Origin of the sequence: Sulfitobacter sp. 15WGC, from assembly GCF_005068605.1 — a bacterium.
Taxonomy (GTDB): Bacteria; Pseudomonadota; Alphaproteobacteria; order Rhodobacterales; family Rhodobacteraceae; genus Sulfitobacter; species Sulfitobacter faviae.
On the sequence record NZ_SZNL01000001.1, the window covers coordinates 161,343 to 183,130 of the forward strand.

Consider the following 21,788-nt stretch of genomic DNA (forward strand, 5'->3'; position numbering starts at 1 on the left):
CCATGGCCCCCCGCGCGCCTTTCCAGATCGCGGGGCATTCCGTCGCCCCCGGCAGCAGCCTTGCCGTTGATCTGCCCGTTTCGATCCTGCCCGATCACACGCCGGTGCATCTGTCGCTGGAAATCTTCCACGGCAAACGCCGGGCCGACGATGTTCGTCTCAGCAGCAGTGCATGGGGATGAGGTGATCGGCGTGGAGATCCTGCGCCGCCTGTTGCGCGCGCCGCAACTCTCGGCGCTGCGCGGCACGCTCATTGTCGTGCCTGTCGTGAACTCCTTCGGCTTCCTGAACCGCTCGCGCTACCTGCCCGACCGACGCGATCTGAATCGCTGCTTCCCCGGTTCGCCCACCGGCAGCCTCGGCGCGCGACTGGCGCATATCTTTTTGCAAGAGGTGGTGCTGCGCTGCGACTTCGGCATCGACCTGCATTCGGCGGCGATTCACCGCACCAACCTGCCGCAGGTGCGCGTCTCTCCGGCGGATAAGGTGACCCAGAAAATGGCGCTGGATTTCGGCGCGCCGGTGGTGCTGACCTCCCCCCTGCGCGACGGATCGCTGCGCGCGGTCGCCGCGAAACAAGGCACGCCGATCCTGCTTTACGAGGCGGGCGAAGGGCTGCGCTTTGACGAGATGGCCGTACGTGCGGGTCTTGCGGGCATCCTGCGCGTCATGCGCGGCCAAGACATGCTGCCCGCCAAGGGCATCGCCCGCGCCCGCAGTGCACCCTATATCTGCACCGCTTCCCATTGGCTGCGCGCCCCCGCAGGTGGCCTGCTGCGCACCTTCCGGGCCGAGGGGGAAACCGTCGCCGGAGGCGATCTTCTGGCCATCGTCTCAGACCCTTTCGGCAAGGAGGAGGCCGAGCTTCTGGCCGATGCGCCCGGCATCCTCATCGGGCGGGCGATGCTGCCCATCGTTAACGAAGGCGATGCTGTCTTTCACCTTGCCAAACTTAGCCCCCGCGCGGCGGAGGCGACGGTGGACGAACTCGCCAGCCAGTTGGAGGAAGACCCGCTCTTCGACGAGGACGAGATTATCTAACGTCAACCCCCGCCCCGCGCGGAGTCACTCCTCGCGCAGCAGCACCGCCGAGATCGGGACCAAGGCCACATCGCTCGCCCGGTCTTGCAGCCCCCAGAGCAGCAGGGCGGAGACGGTATCGGGCCGCAGGCGGCCCAGCATGATCACCGCGCCCTCCTGCCCCGCTTTGAAAGCCGCTTGATCCAGAAAACGCCGGATCACCCGCGCGGATTGCTCCTTGCTGTCAAAATCGCGAAACACCGGATCGGCAGGCACACCCGCCTTGCGGGCCAGCTTGGGCATGGTGTTAAGCCCCTTGTCCTGCGTCACCAGCCCGTGGCCGGATTGCGCGAGGATATCGGTCACCTGATCGGCCAGCGCGCGGCTGCCTTGGAAGCCGCTTTCGGTGCCTTCCAACACCCCCACCACCGGGCCGATCTGGTCGAGCGTTGCGCCAAATGTGGTCTCGGCATCGCTGGGCTGCGCGCCCTGCGGCAGGTCGACCATGGCCAAAACCTCGAACCCTGCCTCGCGGTAGGTTTCCACCCGCTCGGCGGCGTCCGGCAGGGTGCTATCGACGGCGAAACTCAGCGGATAGGGAAAGCTGCGCAATGCGGCCAACCCGGCGCTGCCTGCGGTGACCGAGGTGCCATCATCGATCAGCACCACGCTCATCAGCGGCTTGCCCTCCTGCAGGTCGCTCGCGAGGCTGTTGACCACCACGGGGCGCGGGTCTTCATTCACGATTTCGTCAGCTTCAGCGGGCTCTGCCACCACCTCTGCGCCGGGGCGGTTGATCACGACGCCTGTATCTCGCTCGGTCAGGCTGGTCGCTGGTGTGCCGATGGCCGGGCGATTGTCGGCTTCAGTTTCAGCAGGCTCTGGGGTGGCTTCGGCAACCTCCGTCTCTTCCAGCGGCGCGGGGCTTGCCCCCTCGATGCTCTCCGGCTCAGGCACCGGGGAAGACAGGTCAGCCTCAGCGGCCTCCGCCTCACCGCGGGGCGCGTCTTCAAGCGCATCGGCTTCAACCTCCGGCTCTTCGATCACGACCTCCTCCGCAGGCAGGGTGATCGCCTCCTCCTCTTCGACCTCCGGCGCGGCCATGCCCTGCGGCGCGTCAAAGGCCCCTTCGATATCCGCCACATCCGGCGCGGGCGGCTGCGCGGGTTCGGTGCTGATCGAAAGCTCATCCGCCGCGGGCGGCGCATCCGGCGCCGTGGCCTGCGGATTGGGCATGACAGGCTCTTCCGCGCCGGGCGACATCGGCGTCTGCCCCTCGGGGGCCGCGGGGGTGCTGAGCCCCTCGGCACCGCCGGTCTCTGGCAGGCTGGCCGAGGTCTGTGTGTCGGGGTCGAGCGCGGCGAGGCTGTCTTGCTGCGGCACATCCGCGCGCGGCGCGGGGGCGTTCAACACCGGCGCGGTATCGCGGCTGCGCCCCTGCTCGCCTGCATCCGTCACGTTGATCCGCGCCGGGGCGGGGCCGGATCCGGGCGCATCGCCCACCTGCGGCGGCAGCGGCAAAGGCATCATCAGCGACACCGCACCGGCCACACCGATGCTTGCCACACCGCCCCAAATCAGCCCGCTCAGAACTCCGCGTGCCATCTGCGCTACTCCTGCTGTCTGCGCCATGGCCAGAAAGCCCGGCGTTCCCCTCAATTGGCTTGCCCCAAACTCTTGACGATGGGGTTCAAGCCTGAACATGTATGCGAAAACCTATACCGCGCTCCGGCGCGGTTTCTCCAGTCCTAATACAAAGAAATGCCTGCCTGTGCTGCTGCTCATCGATAACTACGACAGCTTTACCTATAACTTGGTCCACTATCTGGGCAGCCTCGGGGCGGATGTGCAGGTGCACCGCAACGACGCGCTCAGCGTGGACGAAGCGATGGCCATGAACCCCGCCGGTATCCTGCTGTCTCCCGGCCCCTGTGACCCCGACCAAGCGGGAATTTGCCTAGAGCTGACCCATGCCGCCGCCGCCGCGCGCGTGCCGCTTCTGGGGGTCTGCCTTGGCCATCAGACGCTGGGCCAAGCCTTCGGCGGTAAGGTCGTGCGTGCGGATGATATCGTGCATGGCAAACTGGGCCAGATGCAGCACGACGGGCGCGGGGTTTTCGCCGGCCTCCCCTCGCCCTTCGGGGCCACGCGCTATCACTCGCTGGTGGTCGAACGCGCGAGCTTGCCCGACTGCCTTGAGATTACCGCAGCGCTTGAAGACGGCACCATCATGGGCCTGCAACACCGCGAGTTGCCGCTACACGGCGTGCAATTCCACCCGGAATCGATCCGGTCCGAGCATGGCCACGCCCTGCTGCAAAACTTCCTGAACGAGATGAAGGTCCCGGCATGAGTAGCGCGTTGAAACCCCTGCTTGATGCCGCCGCGAACGGGCCGCTGACCTCGGATCAGGCCGTTGAAGCCTTTGAAATTCTGTTCGAGGGCGAAGCGACCCCCAGCCAGATCGGCGGTTTCCTCATGGCGCTGCGCACGCGCGGCGAGACGGTCACCGAATATGCCGCCGCGGCAAAGGTCATGCGCAGCAAATGCAACCCTGTGCATGCGCCCGAAGGCGCGATCGACATCGTTGGTACCGGCGGTGACGGCAAGGGCACGCTGAACATCTCGACCGCCGCCGCCTTCGTGGCCGCAGGCGCGGGCGCTGTCGTGGCGAAACATGGCAACCGCAACCTCAGCTCGAAATCGGGTGCTTCCGACGCGCTGTCGCAACTGGGGATCAACGTCATGGTCGGCCCCGCGGTGGTCGAGCGTGAATTGGCCGAGGCCGGTATCGGTTTCATGATGGCGCCCATGCATCACCCCGCCGTCGCCCATGTCATGCCGACCCGGTCCGAACTTGGCACCCGCACGATCTTTAACATCCTTGGGCCGCTGACCAATCCGGCAGGGGTCAAACGGCAGTTGACCGGCGCCTATACGCGCCAGCTGATCGAACCGATGGCGCTGACGCTGAAACAACTTGGTTCGGAAAAAGCATGGCTGGTGCACGGCTCGGACGGCACGGATGAGTTGACCATCACCGGTGTCAGCTGGGTCGCAGCACTGGAAGACGGTGTCGTCAACCTGCGCGAATTGCACCCCGAAGACGCGGGCCTTCCGGTCCATCCGTTCGAGGCCATCGCCGGGGGTGAGCCCGCCGAAAACACCAAACATTTCAAGGCGCTCCTTGACGGAGTTCCATCAGGCTACCGCGACGCGGTGCTGCTGAACGCGGCCTCTGCTTTGGTGGTGGCCGATGTGGCCCCAGATCTGAAAACCGGCGTTGAGATGGCCCGCGAAAGCATCGACAGTGGCGCTGCGCGCGAGCGGATCGAAAAAGTGGCGCAGATCAGCCAGTCGGCATGACGCTACCCAGCCTCACTGCCCTCGGCGCATGGGCCGAGCTGCCCTTTTTTGCCGAGGATTGGCCGCGTATTGCCGAGCAGCTTGCCGCAGAAACGAGGGTGGTCCTACCGCCCGCCCCGCAGATATTCGCAGCACTTGAGCATCTGCAACCAGCGGCTGTGGAGGTGGTGATCCTTGGCCAAGACCCCTATCCGACACCCGGCCACGCCCATGGCTATGCCTTTTCGGCCGAGCCGGATGTGCGCCCCATTCCCCGCTCCCTTGCCAATATCTTCAAAGAGTTAGACGCCGATCTTGGCGCATCACCGCAAGACCCGGATCTGCGGTTCTGGGCCGATCAAGGGGTTCTGCTGCTCAATAACGTGCTGACCGTTCCGGCGGGCTGCGCGCATGGGCATGCGAGGCTCGGATGGCGAAAGTTGACCGCTCAGGTGCTCAACGGTCTTTCTGATCGCCCCCGCGCCTACCTGCTTTGGGGGGCGCATGCGCAAAAGGCGGCGGCAGAGGTCGATCCGGCGCGCAACCTGAAGATAGAGACGCCGCACCCTTCACCGCTGTCGGCAAGGCGCGGCTTCTTCGGCTCACGCCCCTTCAGCCGCGTGAATGACTGGTTGCAGGGCCAAGGCAAGCCCGGCATACATTGGACAAAGCCGTGAGGAAGCCATGACCGCCACAATTCTTGAAAAAATCAAAGCCTATAAGCTGGACGAAATTGCCGCTGCCAAGGCCGAAAAATCGCAGGCAGAGGTCGAGGCCGCGGCCCGCGCGGCCCCGCCAGTCCGCCCCTTCGCGCAGAGCTTGCACAAAGCCTCCCGCGAAGGCTATGGCCTGATCGCCGAGATCAAAAAAGCCAGCCCCTCCAAAGGTTTGATCCGCGAAGATTTCGAACCCGCCGCCCTCGCCCGCGCCTATGCCGCAGGCGGCGCGACCTGCCTCTCGGTCCTTACCGACACCCCGAGTTTTCAGGGCGCGAAGGAATTCCTCGTTGAAGCCCGCGCCGAATGCGATCTGCCGGTCCTGCGCAAAGATTTCCTTTACGATCCCTATCAGGTCGCCGAAGCGCGCAGCCTTGGTGCCGACTGCATCCTGATTATCATGGCCTCCGTCTCTGACGCGCAGGCCGCGGAACTTGAGCAAGCGGCAGATGAATGGGGCATGGACGCGCTGATTGAGGTTCATGACGCGGATGAACTGGCCCGGGCCGAAAAGCTCAACAGCCGCATGATCGGGATAAATAACCGCAATCTCAACACCTTCGAGACCTCTCTTGATGTGACGCGTCAACTGTCAGAGGCCGTCCCCCACGACCGTATGCTGGTTTGTGAATCCGGCCTCTACACCCCCGCCGATCTTGCCGATATGGCGGTCTACGGCGCACGTTGCTTCCTCATCGGCGAAAGCCTGATGCGCCAGCAAGATGTCGAACAGGCCACCCGCGATCTGCTCGCCAACCCGCTTGTTCCCGGAGGGATGTAATGGCGCTCACCCATTTCGACGCCGAGGGCGACGCCCATATGGTCGATGTCTCGGAGAAAGCCGTGACTTCGCGGGTGGCCAAGGCTGAAAGCTACATCAAGATGACGCCGGAAACCCTTGATATCATTACTGAAGGGCGCGCAAGAAAGGGGGATGTTCTGGGGGTCGCAAGGCTTGCCGGGATCATGGCGGCCAAACGGACGGCAGACCTGATCCCGCTTTGCCATCCTTTGCCCATCACCAAGGTCAGCGTTGATCTGACTCCCGACGCCGCACTGCCCGGCATCCGAATTCTCGCCACTGTCAAAACCACCGGTCAAACCGGGGTTGAGATGGAGGCCCTCACCGCAGCCTCCGTCACCGCCCTCACCGTCTATGACATGGCCAAAGCCGTGGATAAGGCGATGGAGATTGGCGGCACGCGGGTCGTTCTGAAAGATGGCGGTAAATCAGGCCGTTACGAGGCGACATGATCAGCGTCGAAGCGGCTTTGGAAGCCGTCCTGAACCTTGTCGCCCCTCTGGAAACCGAAGAAGTCGCCCTTCGCGGCGCCAATGGCCGTGTCTTGTCGCAGCCCGTGCGCGCGCGGCGCAGCCAACCGCCTTTCGCCGCCTCCTCTATGGACGGCTACGCCCTGCGCCGCGCCGAAGTCGAACCGGATGCGATGTTCAAGGTCGTCGGCGAAGCCGCGGCGGGCCATGCTTACGCGGGCAGGCTGCGGGCCGGGCAAGCCGTACGCATTTTTACCGGCGCGCCGGTGCCCGAAGGCGCCGATTTCGTGGTGATCCAAGAGGATGTGACCCGGCGCGGCGACCTTATCACCCTCGGCCACCATATTGATGACAAAGACAATATTCGCCCCGCTGGCGGAGACTTCACCAAAGGCGAAGACCTAACCGCCCCGCGCATTCTCCGGCCCGCCGATGTGGCACTGCTCGCCGCCATGAACGTGGGACAGGTGCCTGTCACCCGCAAACCCATCATCGCAATCCTCGCTACGGGGGATGAATTGGTGCAACCCGGTGAAAACCCCGGCCCCGACCAAATTATCGCCTCCAACAGCTACGGTCTCGCCGCGATGTTCGAAGAGGCGGGCGCCGAGGTACGCATGCTGCCCATCGCGCGGGACACCACAGCATCGCTCAAACAGGCCTTCGCCCTGGCCCGTGGCGCTGATTTGATTGTCACCATCGGCGGCGCGTCGGTGGGTGATCATGACCTCATCGCGCCCGTGGCGGCTGAGCTTGGCATGGAGCAATCATTTTACAAGGTCGCGATGCGCCCCGGCAAGCCGTTGATGGCAGGCAAGATCGGTGATGCCGCGATGATCGGGCTGCCGGGAAACCCAGTTTCTGCAATGGTTTGCGGTGCGATTTTCGTGTTGCCCATGCTGCGGCGCATGCTTGGGCTGACCGAAGTACATGCTGTCATGCGCGAAGCCCCCCTTGGACGCGAGATTGGCCCGAATGGGCCGCGTGCGCATTACATGCGCGCCCATCTTCGGGATGGCGCGCTCTACCCGGATGATCGGCAGGATTCGTCACTTCTATCCGTGCTCGCGCAGGCCGATGCACTGATGATCCGCCCGCCTAATGAACCGGCGCGCAAGGCGGGCGATTTGCAAAAGTACATCTTGATTTAACGCCAACCCACGGTTGACACAAAACAAGAACATCCCTAGAACAAAAGCAACAAAAGCTTCAGGGGCCGCGCGATGCTGACCAAAAAACAACTCGATCTGCTTTCTTTCATTCACCAACGCGTGCAGCGCGACGGCGTCCCGCCCAGCTTTGATGAGATGAAACTGGCCCTCGACTTGCGGTCGAAATCCGGCATCCACCGGCTGATCACGGCATTGGAGGAGCGGGGCTTTATCCGGCGCCTTGCCCACCGTGCGCGTGCGATCGAAGTGGTCAAATTGCCCGAAAGCCTTGGCGGTGCGCCCGGTTTCGCCCCCCGCGTGATCGACGGGGACCGGCCCGATGCCCCGCCCCCGCCTGCGGCGCAACCGGTCACGGCGCATCATGCGTTCGATGTGCCGGTCATGGGCCGGATTGCTGCCGGTGTCCCGATCGAGGCGATCTCCCAAGTTTCCCATAGCGTCACGGTGCCCGGCGGGATGATCGCTGGTCAGGGGGAGCATTACGCCCTCGAAGTGCGCGGCGACTCGATGATCGAGGCGGGTATTAACGATGGCGATATCGTGGTGATCCGAGAAACCTCTGTCGCCGACAATGGCGATATCGTGGTGGCCTTGGTCGAAGATCAGGAAGCGACACTGAAGCGTTTCCGCAGACAAGGGTCTTCGGTCGCTTTGGAAGCCGCCAACGCCGCCTATGAAACGCGAGTCCTGCCCTCGGACAAGGTGAAGGTTCAGGGGCGACTGGTCGGGTTGATCCGCACTTACTGACGCTGCTGGCGGCTGTTCCATAAACGCGTCCCGGCGCGGTCTTTCGCGGTGGTGACTTCCCAACCCTGCGCCGATTTGTTCAGCGCGATTGCGCCGGTTTCACGCAGGCGCAAGGGATCGTAGACTTGGCAGCCCCAATTTCGGGCGGTCGTCATATCGGCGGACGCAACCACGACCTCCTCGGGCTGGCAGCCGCTAAAGGCGGCGACCGCGCGTTTTCCTGACAGATGGATGATACCCTCCTCTCGGCCCGCCCATCTTTGGGCAGCCAAGGCTTGATCCGCGCCGTCGCCATCATTCTCCAACCAATTGCGCGCGACGAAACCTGCGGCTTTGTCTTTGCTGAGCGCCCTGCCCGCCGGGGTCATGACGCCCACGAGCGTTCCCGTGTCGGCGACAAGCACGTCCGGGCGTGTGGTTCCTTGCCAGAGGGTGAAAGACAGCATGATCGCGGGCAGGCCGAACCAACGTAGATGACCTTGCCACAGGACGAGCCAGAGAAACCCGAGCGACAGGAGCGGCAGCACCCATCCCCCCGGCCCTGGCACGAAGCTGCGCGCGCCGGGGAGATGTGCCACCACATCCGCGACCGATAGGATCCACTCAAGGCCCAGACCCATCGCCCAAAGCGGTATCCCTTCACCGCCGAAGGGCGCAAGGATCGCCGCCAGCACGGCGGCGGGGATAACCAAGACCCCCATCAAGGGAACCGAAAGCAGGTTCGCGACCAATCCATAATGCGCGATCGTGTTGAAATGCGCGGCCGATATAGGCGCGGTGGCGATGCCTGCCACGGTCGAAGAGATCACCACCGCGGCAACGGGGCGGAGGCGTTTGGGAATGACCTCGCCTTCGAAGTCGCGGATCCAGCCAAAGACGGCGACGAGCGCCGTGGTCGCGGCGAATGACATCTGAAACCCCGGCCCCATTAGCGCCTCGGGTCGCAGGGTCAGCACGATGATGCCCGCGATGGCGACCGCGCGCAGAGAGATTGCCCGCCGCCCGATCATCAGGGCGCATAGCGCCACGGCGCACATGACATAGGCCCGCTCGGTCGCGACATTTCCGCCCGACAGCGCGAGGTATCCGGTGGCGGCGATCAGAGCGGCCCCCGCGGCGATGCTTCGGCTTGGCCAACGGGTAGCGGTGACCGGATGCAACGCGAGAAGCAATCGCGCTGCGCCGAAGACAACTCCGCTGAGCAACCCCATATGCAGGCCCGAGATCGCCAATAGATGCGCCAAATTGCTGCTGCGCAGGTCTTGCAGGGCGTCTTGTGAGATGGCGCTGCGGTCACCGGTGGTGATGGCGGCGGCGAAACCGCCGATATCGCCGGAAAGATGGGCGCGCACCCGCGCGGAGGCGGCCATGCGCAATCGGAAAAGGATCAACGCGATGCCCCCTTCCACAGGGTCCGCCATGCCCAAGAGCGGCACGCGGGTGTAGCCCACCGCGCCCAATTCGGCAAACCAAGCATGGCGCTGAAAATCAAAGCCGCCCGGCTCGACCGGGCCTGCGGGGGGCGACAGATGCGCCGTGGTCATCACCTGCATGCCGGGCCGTGGCGTAATTGCGCCGGGGAGCGTCGAATGGAGTGAGACGCGCACCCGGGGCGGCGTGCGCGCGGGCGGGACCCGATCCAACCGGACCTGATCGAGCGTCACGCGGGCCGCGTCGGACTGGCTTCGGTCAAGCGCCACGACACGCCCCTCGACCGGGCCATAGTAACGCCAGCCGAGAACTGGGGCCGCCACCGAATGCGCCCGAAACGCCGCCAGCAGCAGCCCCAGCAAGACCAAAGCCGCGCCGACAGCAAAGGGGGCCGTGATCTCGGGCAGCGCCCGCGCGACGACCGCCAGCACGACCACGACACATGCCCCCGCCGCCAGCATCACCTCCGAAGGCTCCGCCCGCAGCGAAAAATACCAGCCGATCCCCAAGGCGAGGCAGACCGGCACCCAGCAAAACAGATGCCCGCGCTGGCGCAGCATCACGGCGCTAAACTGGTTCCAAAGGCCCATGCTTGCCCCCGCGGATCGCACTGGGTAGACAGGCGTCAAACCCTAAGACCGGGATGGTTACCAATTGGTAAACGCCGCTCCGAACACCATATCTCTGACCGAAAGGCCCTCCGCCATGAACGCCCCTGTTGTGACCCGTTTCGCCCCTTCTCCCACCGGGTTCCTGCATATCGGCGGGGCGCGGACCGCCCTGTTCAACTGGCTCTATGCCCGTGGCCGGGGGGGTAAATTCCTGCTGCGCATCGAAGACACCGACCGCGCCCGTTCCACCCCCGAAGCGACGGCGGCGATTCTGCAGGGCATGTCGTGGCTCGGCCTCGACCACGATGGCGAGATCGTCAGCCAGTTCGAGAATGCCCCGCGCCACGCCGAAGTCGCGCAGGAACTGCTGGCCGCCGGCAAAGCCTATAAGTGCTTCGCCAGCCAAGAAGAAATCACCGCCTTCCGCGAGGCGGCCAAGGCCGAAGGGCGCAGCACGCTCTATCGCTCCCCTTGGCGCGATGCCGATCCGGCGAGCCACCCGGACGCACCCTATGTCATCCGCATCAAGGCGCCGCTGGAAGGCACCACCGTGATCCGCGATCAGGTGCAGGGCGATGTTACAATCCGCAACGACCAGCTCGACGATATGATCCTGCTGCGCTCGGACGGCACGCCGGTCTATATGCTGGCCGTCGTGGTGGACGATCACGACATGGGCGTGACCCATGTCGTGCGCGGCGACGATCACCTCAACAACGCCGCCCGCCAGATGATGATTTATGAGGCGATGGGCTGGGACGTGCCGGTCTGGGCGCATATCCCGCTGATTCACGGCGCGGATGGCAAGAAGCTGTCGAAACGCCACGGCGCCTTGGGCGCGCAGGAATATCAGGTGATGGGCTATCCCGCGGCGGGCATGCGCAACTACCTCGCCCGTCTGGGCTGGAGCCATGGGGATGACGAATTCTTTACCGACGCACAGGCGCAGGAATGGTTCGATCTGGACGGGATCCGCAAAAGCCCCGCACAGTTTGACCTGAAAAAGCTGGAAAACCTCTGCGGTCAGCATATCGCACAGGCCGATGATGCCGCGCTGCGGCGCGAGATCGAAGCCTATCTTGAAGCGGCAGGAGAGCCTGCGCTGACCGAAGGTCAGGCCGAGGGGTTGGAACGGGCGATGTATTGCCTCAAAGATCGCGCGAAGAAATTCCCCGAACTGCTTGAAAAAGCGACCTTTGTCTTGGCCGAACGCCCGATCACCCCAGATGAGAAAGCGGCAAAGAATCTCAATACGGTATCCCGTGGCATACTGTCGGAATTGACGCCGCAATTGCAAAATGCTAGCTGGAACAAAGAAACGCTGGAGGAGGTACTGAACGGCTTTGCTGCCGCGCATGACACCAAATTTGGCAAGCTGGCGGGGCCGCTTCGGGCGGCCTTGGCTGGCAGGGCAGTCACCCCATCGGTTTTTGACATGATGTTGGTGCTGGGGCGCGATGAGACCCTTGCCCGACTGACGGACGCCGCGGCCTAAGTTTTGGTTCACCACTTCTTTGGGCGGCAGGTATAACTGAACGGGACAGCCCCATATGGGGCTAGGCCCAGACGGCGGGGGCATCTCCGCAGCCTACATTCGGGAAGGGATTTCATGACCAATAACAATAAAACCGCAACGCTGACGATCGACGATCAAAGCTTCGATCTGCCGATTCACAGCCCCACTGACGGGCCCGATGTTGTCGATATCCGCAAGCTCTATGCGCAGGCGGGTGTCTTTACCTACGACCCGGGCTTCACCTCGACCGCGGCTTGCGACAGCACGATCACTTTCATTGACGGTGACAAAGGCGTGCTGCTGCACCGGGGCTACCCGATCGAACAACTGGCGTCGAAGTCGCATTACCTCGAAGTCTGCTACCTGCTGCTTTATGGTGAGCTGCCCTCCCCCAAGGCGTTGGAAGATTTCGAGTGTCTGGTGACCAACCACACCATGCTGCACGAGCAGATGATGAACTTCTTCCGCGGCTTCCGCCGCGATGCGCATCCGATGGCGATCATGGTGGGCGTGGTCGGTGCGATGTCGGCCTTCTATCACGACAGCACCGACATCAACGATGAGCACCAGCGCGAGGTCGCCACGATCCGCCTGATCGCCAAGATGCCAACCATCGCGGCGATGGCCTATAAATACACCATCGGCCAGCCCTTCGTCTATCCGCGCAACGATCTCGACTACGCGTCGAACTTCCTGCGCATGTGCTTTGCGGTTCCGGCCGAAGAGCATGAGGTCAACCCGATCCTCAGCCGCGCGATGGACCGGATCTTTACGCTCCACGCCGATCACGAGCAAAACGCCTCGACCTCGACCGTGCGTTTGGCGTCGTCTTCCGGTGCGAACCCCTTCGCCTGTATAGCCGCTGGCATCGCCTGCCTCTGGGGTCCGGCGCATGGTGGTGCGAACCAAGCCTGCCTTGAGATGCTCAAGGAAATCGGCACGCCCGATCGCATCCCTGAGTTCATCGCCCGCGCCAAGGACAAGAACGACCCCTTCCGCCTGATGGGCTTTGGCCACCGCGTCTACAAGAACCACGACCCGCGCGCGACCGTGATGAAGGAAAGCGCCGACGAGGTTCTCGAACTGCTGGGCGTGGAGAACAACCCGATCCTTCAGGTTGCGAAGGAGTTGGAGAAAGCCGCGCTGGAGGATCCGTATTTCGCGGAGAAGAAACTCTTCCCGAACGTGGATTTCTATTCCGGGATCATCCTAGAAGCCATGGGCTTCCCCACGTCGATGTTCACCCCGATCTTCGCGCTAGCGCGGACCGTGGGCTGGATCTCCCAGTGGAAAGAGCAGATCAGCGATCCGCAGCTCAAAATCGGCCGTCCGCGTCAGCTCTACCTCGGCGAGGACAAGCGCGATTACGTCGATATCGAGAACCGCTGAAGCGACCTTCAGAGACCATGCAAACGCCCCGGATTTCCGGGGCGTTTCGCGTTTCGACCGCCACTGCTCACAATACCTATGATTGAAGTTGTTGACCCTAGGGCAACAATGAACCCGCCGGTGGGGAGACTGATTCCGCACGCCCGAATCGCGAAAACCGGTGCCCTTTAACGCACTGTCGGCAATGGCGTGAAAAATCAGTGAATGTTTCCAAGCGTTTTGCCGGACACGAAACACCGGAGCCGAAAATACGGCCAAATTGCGGCACTGTTTCACACCTCGTGACAATGCCACCGCCCCGCTTGACGGGATTCCCCCCGCGGCGGTAGCCTCCCTTCACGATGTCTTTTCGGGGTGGGAAGGGCATCATTGCGGCACTGCCGAAGGGGTTCGCTCTTTGGCAGTCCGACCGGCGTTCACCCCATTGTAGACGCCCAGCAGTACAGCCGGGCCGCGACGAGAGGATGCAGGATGACCGCAACGGACCGGACCAAAGGGCTTCGCTGGGACTGCGCCACCGGTCTGACGTCTGCAAAGGCCGACGACGTTCCCGGCCCTCAGGGTGCGCTCGTCCCCGATACATTGCATGACTGCGACCAAATCGCCGTGGTCTATGACAAGGGCCAGACCCCGCCGCGCATCACCATCGCGCAGGTCTCGAACTCGGTCCATACGGTTTTGGCGGATGGCGTCGCTGTGGCGGTGGTGGCGCGGGCCAATGGCCCGGCACCTTCGGCCAGCGATGTGCTGCTGATTGAGCGAAGCTGCTAGCGCTCAGCGCCCCTGAAACTTGGGGCTGCGCTTTTGGGTAAAGGCCGTCACCCCCTCGGCGAAGTCTTGCGACTTGCCGCAGCGGCCCTGCGCCTGGGCCTCCAGCGAGAGTTGATCCTCCAACCCATTGTCCCATGACGCGCGGATCGCCTTCTTGGCCTCGGCATAGGCAGCGGTCGGACCAGCGGCCAATTGCGCGGCCTTGGCGCGCCAATGGGCATCGAACTCCGCATCCGGCACGGCCTGCCAGATCATCCCCCAGTCGTCAGCCTGACGGGCGGTGATCTTATCGGCGAAGAGGGCCGCCCCCATTGCCTTGGCCATGCCCATTTGCCGCGGCAGCGCATAGGTGCCGCCCGCGTCGGGGATCAGGCCAATGCGGGTGAAAGCCTGCATGAAATAGGCGCTCTCGCTCGCAAAGACGACATCGGCGGCCAGCGCGATATTCGCCCCTGCTCCTGCCGCCGGGCCGTTCACGGCGGCGATGGTCGGCACAGGGCAGTTGATGATGGCGCGCAGCAGCGGCGCATATTCTTCGCGCAGCGTTTTCTCCAGATCGGCCACGCCGCCCGCCCGGTCGGCCAAGTCTTGGCCCGAGCAAAAGGCACGCCCCGCACCCGTCAGAACCACGACCCGCGCCGCGCGCCCACCTTCGGTCACCGCATGGGTCAGCTCCGCCCGCATCTGCGTGGTGAGCGCGTTCATCTTATCGGCGCGGTTCAGCGTGATCAGCGCGACATCGTCGGTCAGCGCATAGGTGATCGTTTCATAGTCCATCTTGCTATCCTCGATTGCTTGGCCGCAGCATATCAAAGCAATGTGCCGCTGCCAGTGCAACGGGGCGTCAGCGGTCAAGAATATCGCGCAGGCGGGCTTCTTCCTCTGCCGAAAGGGGCGCTTCGCTTGGGGTTTTGCTGCGGGCGCGGCCGCGCAGATAGATCACGCCCAGCCCCCCGGCCAGCAAGAGCATCAGCGGCCCTGCCCCCCAAAGCAGCCAATTGGCCCCCGTCGCCTGCGGGCTCAGCAGGACATATTCACCGTATCGGTCGACGATGAAATCCACCGCCTCCTCATCGCTGTCGCCCGCCCCCAGCCGCTCGCGCAGCAAGATGCGCAGGTCACGCGCAAGGCTCGCGTTGCTCTCATCAATGCTTTCGTTCCGGCAAACTAGGCAGCGCAGACCTTGGCTCAACTCCCGCGCACGGGCCTCCAACGCGGGATCGTCGAGCAGTTCGTCAGGCTGCACCGCCCAGAGGGGGCTGGCGAGCAGGGTCAAGATCAGCAGCAGCCGTTTCATTCCGCGGGCACCCCCGCCGGTTGCTTGCGCGCACCCGCCGCGACCCGGAAGCGCCGGTCGCTGAGGCTCAGCACCCCGCCAAGTGCCATGAGCGCGCAGCCGATCCAAATCCAATTGGTCATCGGCTTGATATAGGTCCGCACCGCCCAACCGCCGCCGTCCTGCGCATCGCCGATCACCACATAGACGTCGCGGGCGAGGTTATAGTCGATCGCCGCCTCAGTCGTCGGCATCTGCGCCACGGGGTAGAACCGTTTTTCAGGCCGCAGGGTAGAGATCACCGCGCCGTCCTGCGCCAGCGTAATCTCGGCCATGGTGCTGAGGTAGTTTGGCCCTCGCACGTCACTCACATCCCGCAGGGTCAGCGTGTAGCTGCCCACGTCAAAAGGTTCATCGATCCGGGCCACGCGGATGTCGTCCACGGCCCAAGCCATCAGCCCCGCGATCCCGGCCATGGTGACGCCCAGCCCGCCATGCGCGGTGGCCTTACCCCAATCCGCACGCGGCAGGCGGCGCAAACGGCGCAGCTTGCCCGGGCCACGCCCAAGACGCTGCATCACATCCACCACAGTGCCCATCACCAGCCACGCCCCGAGGAACAGGCCCACAGGCCCCAGCAGGCCGCGCCCGGTCTGCATGGCAAAGGCCAGCCCCCCAAGCGCCAGTGCCAGCAGGAAGGCATAGCGCAACGGGTAGAGCGCGCGCATGATCTTGGCCCGTTTCCATGGCATCGCGCTGCCAATCGGCAGGATCAGCCCAAGCGCTACCATGAAAGGGGTAAACGCGGCGTTAAAGAACGGCGGCCCGACGCTGAGTTTCCGGTCGAGGAACATCTCGGCCACCAGCGGCCACATGGTGCCCACGAAGACCACGAAACAGGCCACTGCGAGCAGCAGGTTGTTCACCACGAGGGCCGTCTCGCGGCTCAGCAGGCCAAAGACGCCTTTCGCCTCAAGCGCCGAGGCGCGCAGCGAATAGAGCACCAGCGCCCCACCGGTAAAGACCCCCAGAATGGCCAGAATAAAGACCCCGCGTTCGGGGTCGTTGGCGAAGGCATGGACGGAAGTCAGCAGGCCAGAGCGCACGATGAAAGTCCCGATCAGCGAAAAGCCGAAGGCGAGGATCGCCAGCAGGATGGTCCAGCTTTTCAGGCTCTCGCGTTTCTCGACCACGATGGCGGAATGCAGCAGCGCCGCCGCCAAGAGCCAAGGCATGAAACTCGCGTTTTCGACCGGATCCCAGAACCAGAAACCGCCCCAGCCAAGCTCATAATAGGCCCACCAAGACCCAAGCGCGATGCCAATGGTCAGAAACACCCAAGCCGCCAGCGTCCACGGCCGCACCCACCGGCCCCAAGCCGCATCCACGCGCCCTTCAATCAGCGCCGCCACGGCAAAGCTGAAGGCCATGCTGAGGCCGACATAGCCGAGATAAAGAAACGGCGGGTGGAAGGCCAAACCGGGGTCTTGCAAAAGCGGGTTTAGGTCTTGGCCATCAAAGGGCGGCGTACCCATGCGCAGAAAGGGGTTCGAGGTGAAAAGAATGAACGCCAGAAAGGCCACCCCAATCGCCGCCTGTACCGAGAGCACCCGCGCGCGCAGGCGCGGCGGCAGGTTGCCGCCAAACCACGCGGCCATCGCCCCGAAAAGCGCCACGATCAACACCCAAAGCAGCATCGACCCTTCGTGATTGCCCCATGTGCCGCTGATTTTATAAAGCATCGGCTTGGCGGAATGGCTGTTGGCCACCACCAGTTGCAGGCTGAAATCCGAGGTAACGAAGGCCCACATCAGCGCGCCAAAGGACAGGGCGATCAGGATAAATTGCGCCGCCGCCGCCGGCTCGGCCACCGCCATCCAACCCGCGCGGCCCCGCCAAGCGCCCCACATCGGCACCACCATCTGTACAAGCGCCACGCCAAAGGCGAGCACAAGCGCGAAATGTCCAAGCTCTGTAATCATGGGCCGGACTATAGGGGGCCGAAGCCCCCTAAGCCATGGCAAATCAAACGTGAAATATGGTCAATCGGTCGCAGTCAGCCCCGGCTGCGACGCCAAGCATCAAGGGCCGCATTCTCCGATGGCGCGACCGCAGCGAGGGCCAGACGGCTGTCGGCACCGGTGTCGGCAACCTGAGGGCTGTCGGCGCGCATCTCGCGCAAGGCTTCGATATTCTCGACCACCTGCGGCACCCGCGCGATGGTGCCGACGATGGCACGCTGAAACTCCTGCGATTTTACCTGCTGCCGCGCGCCGAAATAGAAAGAGACGATCACCCCCAACAACCACCAAAGCGGCTCGGGCACCAAGGCGATGCCCTGCATTCGTTCGGCGAACCACAGCGGGTTGACCATGGCGGTGACGAACAGGCCGAGCGTGCCGAGCGCCAGCATCGGGCGCGGCAGCCGGTTGATCCCATCCATGAAGCGATCAAAGCCACCTTGCCGCGCTTGGGCGAACTCGGCCCCATATTGCGCCATGGCTTGGCCCTGCACCGCATGGGCGCGCCGCGCCCCGGCCTCGGCATTCTCGCGGAACACTTCGACCGTGTCCCGGATGACGTTCCGCTCACCGCCGAAGATTGTCGTGAAGATACGTTCGATCAGCCCCATTGTGCCACCCTCCGTGCAAAATCGGCCTCGCTCATGTGATACCGCGGCGCGATGAACTCTTCGGCCCTGCGTATCCAACCCCCCTTGCCGCCTGCCCGGCTGCGCGCGTATTTGCGGCTGGCGGGGCGGCGGTCGGCAAGGCGGAAGTAATAGTTGCGCCGCGCGATGCCGTAGGCGTCGACCAGATGTTCGGGGGCGGCCTGCCACGCGGCATGGGCGGCGCGGATCGTCTGCGGGCCGATCGCCCCGTCAACGGTGATGTCCTGCCCCATCTCGCGCAGCAGGCTTTGCAGGATTTTCACCGCGTTGCTGCCAGCGTTGACATACATGTCGAAAACGCTCGGCTGCAAAGGTGCGGGCAGTTCGGCGATGCGCGGCGCGTTGAAGTAATGCCGGACAAAAATATCGACCGCCTGCGTGCGGCCAAGGCGGCGCACATCCGCCACATCGACCGCCCCATCGCCGGTCAGGTCCAATCCCAAGCGGCGCATGGTGTAGATCGTGACCCCGTATTTCGTCGCCCCGCCGGGGTCGTCGGGGTCATTCACAAAGCCGCCCTCGCGGGCGACGATGGCGCTGGCGATCTCACGCACGGACTGCATCGCGGCTCTCCTGTTCTGCATGCAAACAGGCTCCGCCGGATTGGTTAACCGATGCTCACGCCCCCGCGCGTTGCGCAGCGGTCAGCCTTCGGATTCGCGATAAACGCCCTGCTCTTTCAGCGCGTCCGTCACTTCCTTGGGCATGTAGGTCTCATCATGTTTTGCAAGGATTTCAGTGGCTTCAAACACGCCGCCGACATAGCTGCCGGTGCCGACCATGCCTTGGTTCTCTTCAAAGAGATCAGGCAAGACGCCGGTAAAAACCACCGGGACAGAGGCCCCGCCATCGGTCACGGCAAAGCTTATCTGCTCCCCCTGCCCGCGCTTCAGCGACCCTTCTTCAACCAACCCGCCGATGCGGAACACCTCTGTCGGGCCGGGCGGCTCGGCGATGACTTGGCTCGGGGCGCGGAAATAGTTGATCCCGTCGCGCAGCGCATAGCCGATCAGTGCGGTCGACAGGACCAAGGCCACCGCCGCCACGGCGATGATCTGGATCCGGCGCTGTTTCTTGAGGCTCTTCATGGGAAGAGCGGGGCCATCATCAGCCCCTCGGTTTCTGGCAGACCCAGCATCAGGTTCGCGTTTTGCAAGGCTTGCCCGCTGGAGCCCTTGGTCAGGTTATCGAGCGCTGCGACCACCGTCGCCCGCCCGGTCTGGCGGTCAGCGACCACACCGATATGACAGAAGTTCGAGCCGCGCACATGCCGCGTGCTGGGCGCTTCGCCGAGGGGCAGCACCTCGATAAAGGGTTCATCGGCATAGGCTTTTTGCATTGTCTCATAGATCGCCTGCGCGCCACCTTTGACATAGCAGGTCGCCAGAATGCCGCGGTTCGCAGGCACCAGATGCGGGGTGAACTGCACCTGCACGGGCCGCCCGGCGAGGGCCGAAAACTCCTGATCGAACTCCCCCAGATGCCGGTGTGTGCTGCCAAGCGCATAGCCGTGATAGCCTTCGCTCAACTCCGCATGCAGCAGGTTTTCCTTGAGCGACCGCCCCGCGCCCGAGACCGCGCATTTCAGGTCCAGAATGATATCGTCCAAGTCGATCACCCCCGCCGCGATCAGCGGGCGCAGGGCAAACTGCCCCGTGGCCGCATTGCAGCCCGTCCCCGCCACCAGCCGCGCGGCGGCAATCTCATCGCGGTAGAATTCGGTGAGGCCGTAGACCGCCTCTTTCTGCTGCTCAAGAGCAGCATGTTCATTGCCGTACCACTTGGCATAATCCTCAGGGTCGCGCAGGCGGAAGTCGGCGGAGAGATCGACGATCTTCAGGTCTTTCGGCAGCGCCGCGATCACCTCTTGGCTGGTCTTATGCGGCAATGCGCAAAAGCACAGGTCAATCTGGGAAAAGTCGATTTCATCAACCGTGACCAATGTGGGCAGATCGAGATGGCGCAGATGCGGAAAGACCTCGGCCATGGTCTGGCCGGCCTTGGAGTTCGCGCCCAAAGCCGTGATCTGCATAGAGGAATGGCCAGCGATCAGCCGGATGAGTTCTGCCCCGGTATAGCCGGAGGCGCCAAGAATGGCGATGTTCTGGGTCATGGTCTGTCCCCTTGTTCGGAACGAAATGTAATTGGAGTTCAGGCGGCGGTGAATGTGATCTGTCGTCGCAGGAACTGCGTCGCGCGGTCGCTCACCCGGGCGGGATCACCGGTGGTGAGAAAGGCGGCTTCACCCGTGCCTGTCATATCAGGATGCCGCTCAAGGTAATCGGCCAAGGAATCCGCCACCAACTCGGCCTGACTGAAGACTTTGACCTGCCCGCCCAAGGCTGCCTGAAAAGCTTCCTGCATCAGCGGGTAATGGGTGCAGCCAAGGATCGCCGCATCGGGGTTGGGCATCTTGCGCTTCAGCGCGTCGACGTGGCTGCGCACCAGCGCTTCGGCAAGGATCATGTCACCCTCTTCGATGGCATCGACCACCCCACCGCAGGCCTGCGCCTCGACATCCACACCGATGGCGCGGAAAGACAGTTCACGCTGAAACGCGCGGCTTGCCACCGTGGCAGGCGTGGCGAAGAGCGCCACATGGTTGACGGCCACCTCGCGCGGGGGAGAGTTGTCGCCCCACTGCCGCTCGGTCATCGCTTCGATCAAGGGCACGAAAACCCCCAGCACCCGCTTGTCGCGCGGGATCCACCCCTCTTGCATCCGGCGCAGCGCGGCGGCAGAGGCGGTGTTGCAGGCAAGGATCACCAGATCGCAGCCCGCATCGAACAGCCGCTGCACGGCGGCACAGGTCAGCTCATAGATGTCATCGGCGTCGCGCACGCCGTAGGGCGCATGGGCGCTGTCAGCAAGGTAGACAAAATCCACCTCCGGCAGCCGTTCTTGCACCTTGTTCCAGACGGTCAGCCCGCCCAGCCCCGAATCGAAAATACCAACTGCCATGGTCTGTCGTCACCTGTCGGCTCTATGCCGTTCCTCAAACTCGTAACCGAGGCCCTGATACTGGCCCGGCTTTGGTGACAACTCATAGGTGGCTTTGCGCAGGAAATCCATCATCGCTTTTGCGTCCCCCGCCAGAGGGTCGAGCGTGGCGCGCGGAATGGGCGCGCCGATGGCCACGCGCACAGGCGTATCGACGCGGGCGCGGAACTCTTTGATCAGCAGCCCCATGCGCAGGTTGGCATGCAGGTGACTGGCGATCTGGAACAAGCGGCTGGTGTGACCGTCAAAGTAGATCGGCACCACCGTGGCGTCAGACTTGGCGATCATCCGCGCCGTGAAGCTGCGCCAGCCGGGGTCCAACGGCTGCGAAAAAGGCCGTGCGGCGGTGCTGACGGTGCCTCCGGGAAAGATGCCAATCGCCCCGCCCTGCGCCAGATAGTTCAACGCGGTCCGGCGGGTGGCGAGGTTGAGCGCCAGTGCGGCGCGGTCTTCGGCAAAGCTGATGGGCAACAGATGATGCGCCAGATCCGGCGCTTGGCTGAAAACCGCATTGGCCATGATGCGAAAATCGCCGCGCGTCTGGCTCAGGATATGGCCCAGCATCAGCCCATCCAGAATGCCGTAGGGGTGATTGGCGATCAGAATGACCGGCCCCCGCGTCGGGATATCCGCCAAAGCGCCGCGCATCACGTCCAGCGTCAGACCACAGCGCTGCACCATCGCATCGAAGAACCCCAGCCCCGCGGCCAGATCGTCTTCGTAGCCTTCGGCCCGTTTCAGCAAAGACACGCGCCCGGTGGTGTTTTCCATCAATCGAATGAGCGCCCTCCCGCCCCGGGTTCGGGCGGAATGGGCATAGCTTATGTCAGGGGCGTAGGTCACATCTCGGC

At 63.8% G+C, this 21,788-nt stretch carries 21 protein-coding genes and 1 pseudogene; 11 read left to right on the top strand and 11 right to left on the bottom strand.

Annotated features, from left to right (window positions below):
- Positions 1–2: 2 nt before the first annotated feature.
- A pseudogene (locus FCK22_RS00855) lies at positions 3–1,041 on the top strand (succinylglutamate desuccinylase/aspartoacylase family protein).
- A 24-nt stretch (positions 1,042–1,065) separates the two neighbouring features.
- On the opposite strand, the gene FCK22_RS00860 reads toward FCK22_RS00855, so the two are convergent.
- On the bottom strand, positions 1,066–2,625 hold the full coding sequence (locus FCK22_RS00860; protein WP_067260663.1) for a divergent polysaccharide deacteylase family protein: 1,560 nt from the start codon (positions 2,623–2,625) through the stop codon (positions 1,066–1,068).
- 166 nt (positions 2,626–2,791) lie between these two features.
- On the opposite strand from FCK22_RS00860, the gene FCK22_RS00865 reads away from it, so the two are divergent.
- From FCK22_RS00865 to lexA, 7 genes are all read left to right on the top strand, one after another.
- Positions 2,792–3,373, top strand: a complete 582-nt coding sequence (locus FCK22_RS00865) for an aminodeoxychorismate/anthranilate synthase component II (protein WP_067260724.1) — start codon at positions 2,792–2,794, stop codon at positions 3,371–3,373.
- Positions 3,370–4,386, top strand: a complete 1,017-nt coding sequence (gene trpD / locus FCK22_RS00870; RefSeq protein ID WP_067260666.1) for an anthranilate phosphoribosyltransferase — start codon at positions 3,370–3,372, stop codon at positions 4,384–4,386. Before FCK22_RS00865 ends, trpD begins: the two co-directional genes overlap by 4 nt.
- Positions 4,383–5,042, top strand: coding sequence for a uracil-DNA glycosylase (locus FCK22_RS00875; RefSeq protein ID WP_067260670.1), 660 nt, complete (start codon positions 4,383–4,385; stop codon positions 5,040–5,042). Before trpD ends, FCK22_RS00875 begins: the two co-directional genes overlap by 4 nt.
- 7 nt (positions 5,043–5,049) lie before the next feature.
- Complete coding sequence (gene trpC / locus FCK22_RS00880; RefSeq protein ID WP_067260673.1) at positions 5,050–5,862, top strand: indole-3-glycerol phosphate synthase TrpC; 813 nt, start codon at positions 5,050–5,052, stop codon at positions 5,860–5,862.
- Positions 5,862–6,335, top strand: a complete 474-nt coding sequence (moaC, locus tag FCK22_RS00885) for a cyclic pyranopterin monophosphate synthase MoaC (protein ID WP_067260675.1) — start codon at positions 5,862–5,864, stop codon at positions 6,333–6,335. The genes trpC and moaC overlap by 1 nt, the downstream gene beginning before the upstream one ends.
- The gene (gene glp / locus FCK22_RS00890; RefSeq protein ID WP_067260678.1) at positions 6,332–7,504 is read left to right on the top strand and encodes a gephyrin-like molybdotransferase Glp; all 1,173 of its coding nucleotides are present in this window, start codon (positions 6,332–6,334) and stop codon (positions 7,502–7,504) included. The genes moaC and glp overlap by 4 nt, the downstream gene beginning before the upstream one ends.
- Positions 7,505–7,576: 72 nt before the next feature.
- Entirely contained in the window at positions 7,577–8,272 is a 696-nt protein-coding gene (lexA, locus tag FCK22_RS00895) for a transcriptional repressor LexA (protein WP_067260680.1), read from the top strand.
- Here the strand turns inward: lexA and FCK22_RS00900 are convergent.
- Positions 8,266–10,293 carry a ComEC/Rec2 family competence protein gene (locus FCK22_RS00900; protein ID WP_067260683.1) on the bottom strand — a complete coding sequence of 676 codons (2,028 nt, stop codon included), beginning with the start codon at positions 10,291–10,293 and terminating at the stop codon, positions 8,266–8,268. The genes lexA and FCK22_RS00900 overlap by 7 nt on opposite strands.
- A 115-nt stretch (positions 10,294–10,408) precedes the next feature.
- Between FCK22_RS00900 and gltX the strand changes: the two genes are divergently transcribed.
- The 3 genes from gltX to FCK22_RS00915 all read left to right on the top strand — a co-directional run bounded on the left by gltX (position 10,409) and on the right by FCK22_RS00915 (position 13,990).
- Positions 10,409–11,809, top strand: coding sequence for a glutamate--tRNA ligase (gene gltX, locus FCK22_RS00905; RefSeq protein ID WP_067260687.1), 1,401 nt, complete (start codon positions 10,409–10,411; stop codon positions 11,807–11,809).
- Between the two features lie 114 nt (positions 11,810–11,923).
- Positions 11,924–13,219, top strand: a complete 1,296-nt coding sequence (locus FCK22_RS00910) for a citrate synthase (RefSeq protein ID WP_067260690.1) — start codon at positions 11,924–11,926, stop codon at positions 13,217–13,219.
- A gap of 471 nt (positions 13,220–13,690) precedes the next feature.
- Positions 13,691–13,990 carry a hypothetical protein gene (locus FCK22_RS00915; RefSeq protein WP_067260691.1) on the top strand — a complete coding sequence of 100 codons (300 nt, stop codon included), beginning with the start codon at positions 13,691–13,693 and terminating at the stop codon, positions 13,988–13,990.
- Between the two features lie 3 nt (positions 13,991–13,993).
- Here the strand turns inward: FCK22_RS00915 and FCK22_RS00920 are convergent, their stop codons facing one another.
- The 9 genes from FCK22_RS00920 to FCK22_RS00960 form a co-directional block, all read right to left on the bottom strand.
- On the bottom strand, positions 13,994–14,767 hold the full coding sequence (locus FCK22_RS00920) for an enoyl-CoA hydratase-related protein (RefSeq protein WP_067260694.1): 774 nt from the start codon (positions 14,765–14,767) through the stop codon (positions 13,994–13,996).
- A 67-nt stretch (positions 14,768–14,834) separates the two neighbouring features.
- Positions 14,835–15,287, bottom strand: coding sequence for a cytochrome c-type biogenesis protein (locus FCK22_RS00925; protein ID WP_067260697.1), 453 nt, complete (start codon positions 15,285–15,287; stop codon positions 14,835–14,837).
- A complete protein-coding gene (locus FCK22_RS00930; RefSeq protein WP_067260698.1) occupies positions 15,284–17,248 on the bottom strand; it encodes a heme lyase CcmF/NrfE family subunit in 1,965 nt (654 codons plus the stop codon). The genes FCK22_RS00925 and FCK22_RS00930 overlap by 4 nt, the downstream gene beginning before the upstream one ends.
- Before the next feature lie 74 nt (positions 17,249–17,322).
- On the bottom strand, positions 17,323–17,898 hold the full coding sequence (locus tag FCK22_RS00935; RefSeq protein WP_067260701.1) for a holin family protein: 576 nt from the start codon (positions 17,896–17,898) through the stop codon (positions 17,323–17,325).
- Positions 17,889–18,500 carry a holin-associated N-acetylmuramidase gene (locus FCK22_RS00940; RefSeq protein ID WP_067260702.1) on the bottom strand — a complete coding sequence of 204 codons (612 nt, stop codon included), beginning with the start codon at positions 18,498–18,500 and terminating at the stop codon, positions 17,889–17,891. Before FCK22_RS00940 ends, FCK22_RS00935 begins: the two co-directional genes overlap by 10 nt.
- An 81-nt stretch (positions 18,501–18,581) precedes the next feature.
- Positions 18,582–19,025: a cytochrome c maturation protein CcmE gene (gene ccmE / locus FCK22_RS00945; RefSeq protein WP_067260705.1), complete on the bottom strand. Its 444-nt coding sequence runs from the start codon at positions 19,023–19,025 to the stop codon at positions 18,582–18,584.
- Positions 19,022–20,050, bottom strand: coding sequence for an N-acetyl-gamma-glutamyl-phosphate reductase (argC, locus tag FCK22_RS00950; protein ID WP_067260708.1), 1,029 nt, complete (start codon positions 20,048–20,050; stop codon positions 19,022–19,024). Before argC ends, ccmE begins: the two co-directional genes overlap by 4 nt.
- A gap of 38 nt (positions 20,051–20,088) precedes the next feature.
- On the bottom strand, positions 20,089–20,898 hold the full coding sequence (locus FCK22_RS00955) for an aspartate/glutamate racemase family protein (protein WP_067260710.1): 810 nt from the start codon (positions 20,896–20,898) through the stop codon (positions 20,089–20,091).
- Between the two features lie 9 nt (positions 20,899–20,907).
- Positions 20,908–21,780, bottom strand: coding sequence for a lysophospholipid acyltransferase family protein (locus tag FCK22_RS00960; RefSeq protein WP_067260712.1), 873 nt, complete (start codon positions 21,778–21,780; stop codon positions 20,908–20,910).
- Between the last annotated feature and the right edge of the window lie 8 nt (positions 21,781–21,788).

Coding starts and splice junctions, on each gene's coding strand:
- FCK22_RS00900 (WP_067260683.1), bottom strand. CDS start 10,293: ATGGGCCTTTGGAACCAGTTTAGCGCCGTGATGCTGCGCCAGCGCGGG.
- FCK22_RS00920 (WP_067260694.1), bottom strand. CDS start 14,767: ATGGACTATGAAACGATCACCTATGCGCTGACCGACGATGTCGCGCTG.
- glp (WP_067260678.1), top strand. CDS start 6,332: ATGATCAGCGTCGAAGCGGCTTTGGAAGCCGTCCTGAACCTTGTCGCC.
- FCK22_RS00940 (WP_067260702.1), bottom strand. CDS start 18,500: ATGCAGTCCGTGCGTGAGATCGCCAGCGCCATCGTCGCCCGCGAGGGC.
- argC (WP_067260708.1), bottom strand. CDS start 20,050: ATGACCCAGAACATCGCCATTCTTGGCGCCTCCGGCTATACCGGGGCA.
- FCK22_RS00935 (WP_067260701.1), bottom strand. CDS start 17,898: ATGGGGCTGATCGAACGTATCTTCACGACAATCTTCGGCGGTGAGCGG.
- FCK22_RS00925 (WP_067260697.1), bottom strand. CDS start 15,287: ATGAAACGGCTGCTGCTGATCTTGACCCTGCTCGCCAGCCCCCTCTGG.
- FCK22_RS00915 (WP_067260691.1), top strand. CDS start 13,691: ATGACCGCAACGGACCGGACCAAAGGGCTTCGCTGGGACTGCGCCACC.
- moaC (WP_067260675.1), top strand. CDS start 5,862: ATGGCGCTCACCCATTTCGACGCCGAGGGCGACGCCCATATGGTCGAT.
- FCK22_RS00860 (WP_067260663.1), bottom strand. CDS start 2,625: ATGGCACGCGGAGTTCTGAGCGGGCTGATTTGGGGCGGTGTGGCAAGC.
- gltX (WP_067260687.1), top strand. CDS start 10,409: ATGAACGCCCCTGTTGTGACCCGTTTCGCCCCTTCTCCCACCGGGTTC.
- lexA (WP_067260680.1), top strand. CDS start 7,577: ATGCTGACCAAAAAACAACTCGATCTGCTTTCTTTCATTCACCAACGC.
- FCK22_RS00875 (WP_067260670.1), top strand. CDS start 4,383: ATGACGCTACCCAGCCTCACTGCCCTCGGCGCATGGGCCGAGCTGCCC.
- trpD (WP_067260666.1), top strand. CDS start 3,370: ATGAGTAGCGCGTTGAAACCCCTGCTTGATGCCGCCGCGAACGGGCCG.
- FCK22_RS00930 (WP_067260698.1), bottom strand. CDS start 17,248: ATGATTACAGAGCTTGGACATTTCGCGCTTGTGCTCGCCTTTGGCGTG.
- trpC (WP_067260673.1), top strand. CDS start 5,050: ATGACCGCCACAATTCTTGAAAAAATCAAAGCCTATAAGCTGGACGAA.
- FCK22_RS00910 (WP_067260690.1), top strand. CDS start 11,924: ATGACCAATAACAATAAAACCGCAACGCTGACGATCGACGATCAAAGC.
- ccmE (WP_067260705.1), bottom strand. CDS start 19,025: ATGAAGAGCCTCAAGAAACAGCGCCGGATCCAGATCATCGCCGTGGCG.
- FCK22_RS00955 (WP_067260710.1), bottom strand. CDS start 20,898: ATGGCAGTTGGTATTTTCGATTCGGGGCTGGGCGGGCTGACCGTCTGG.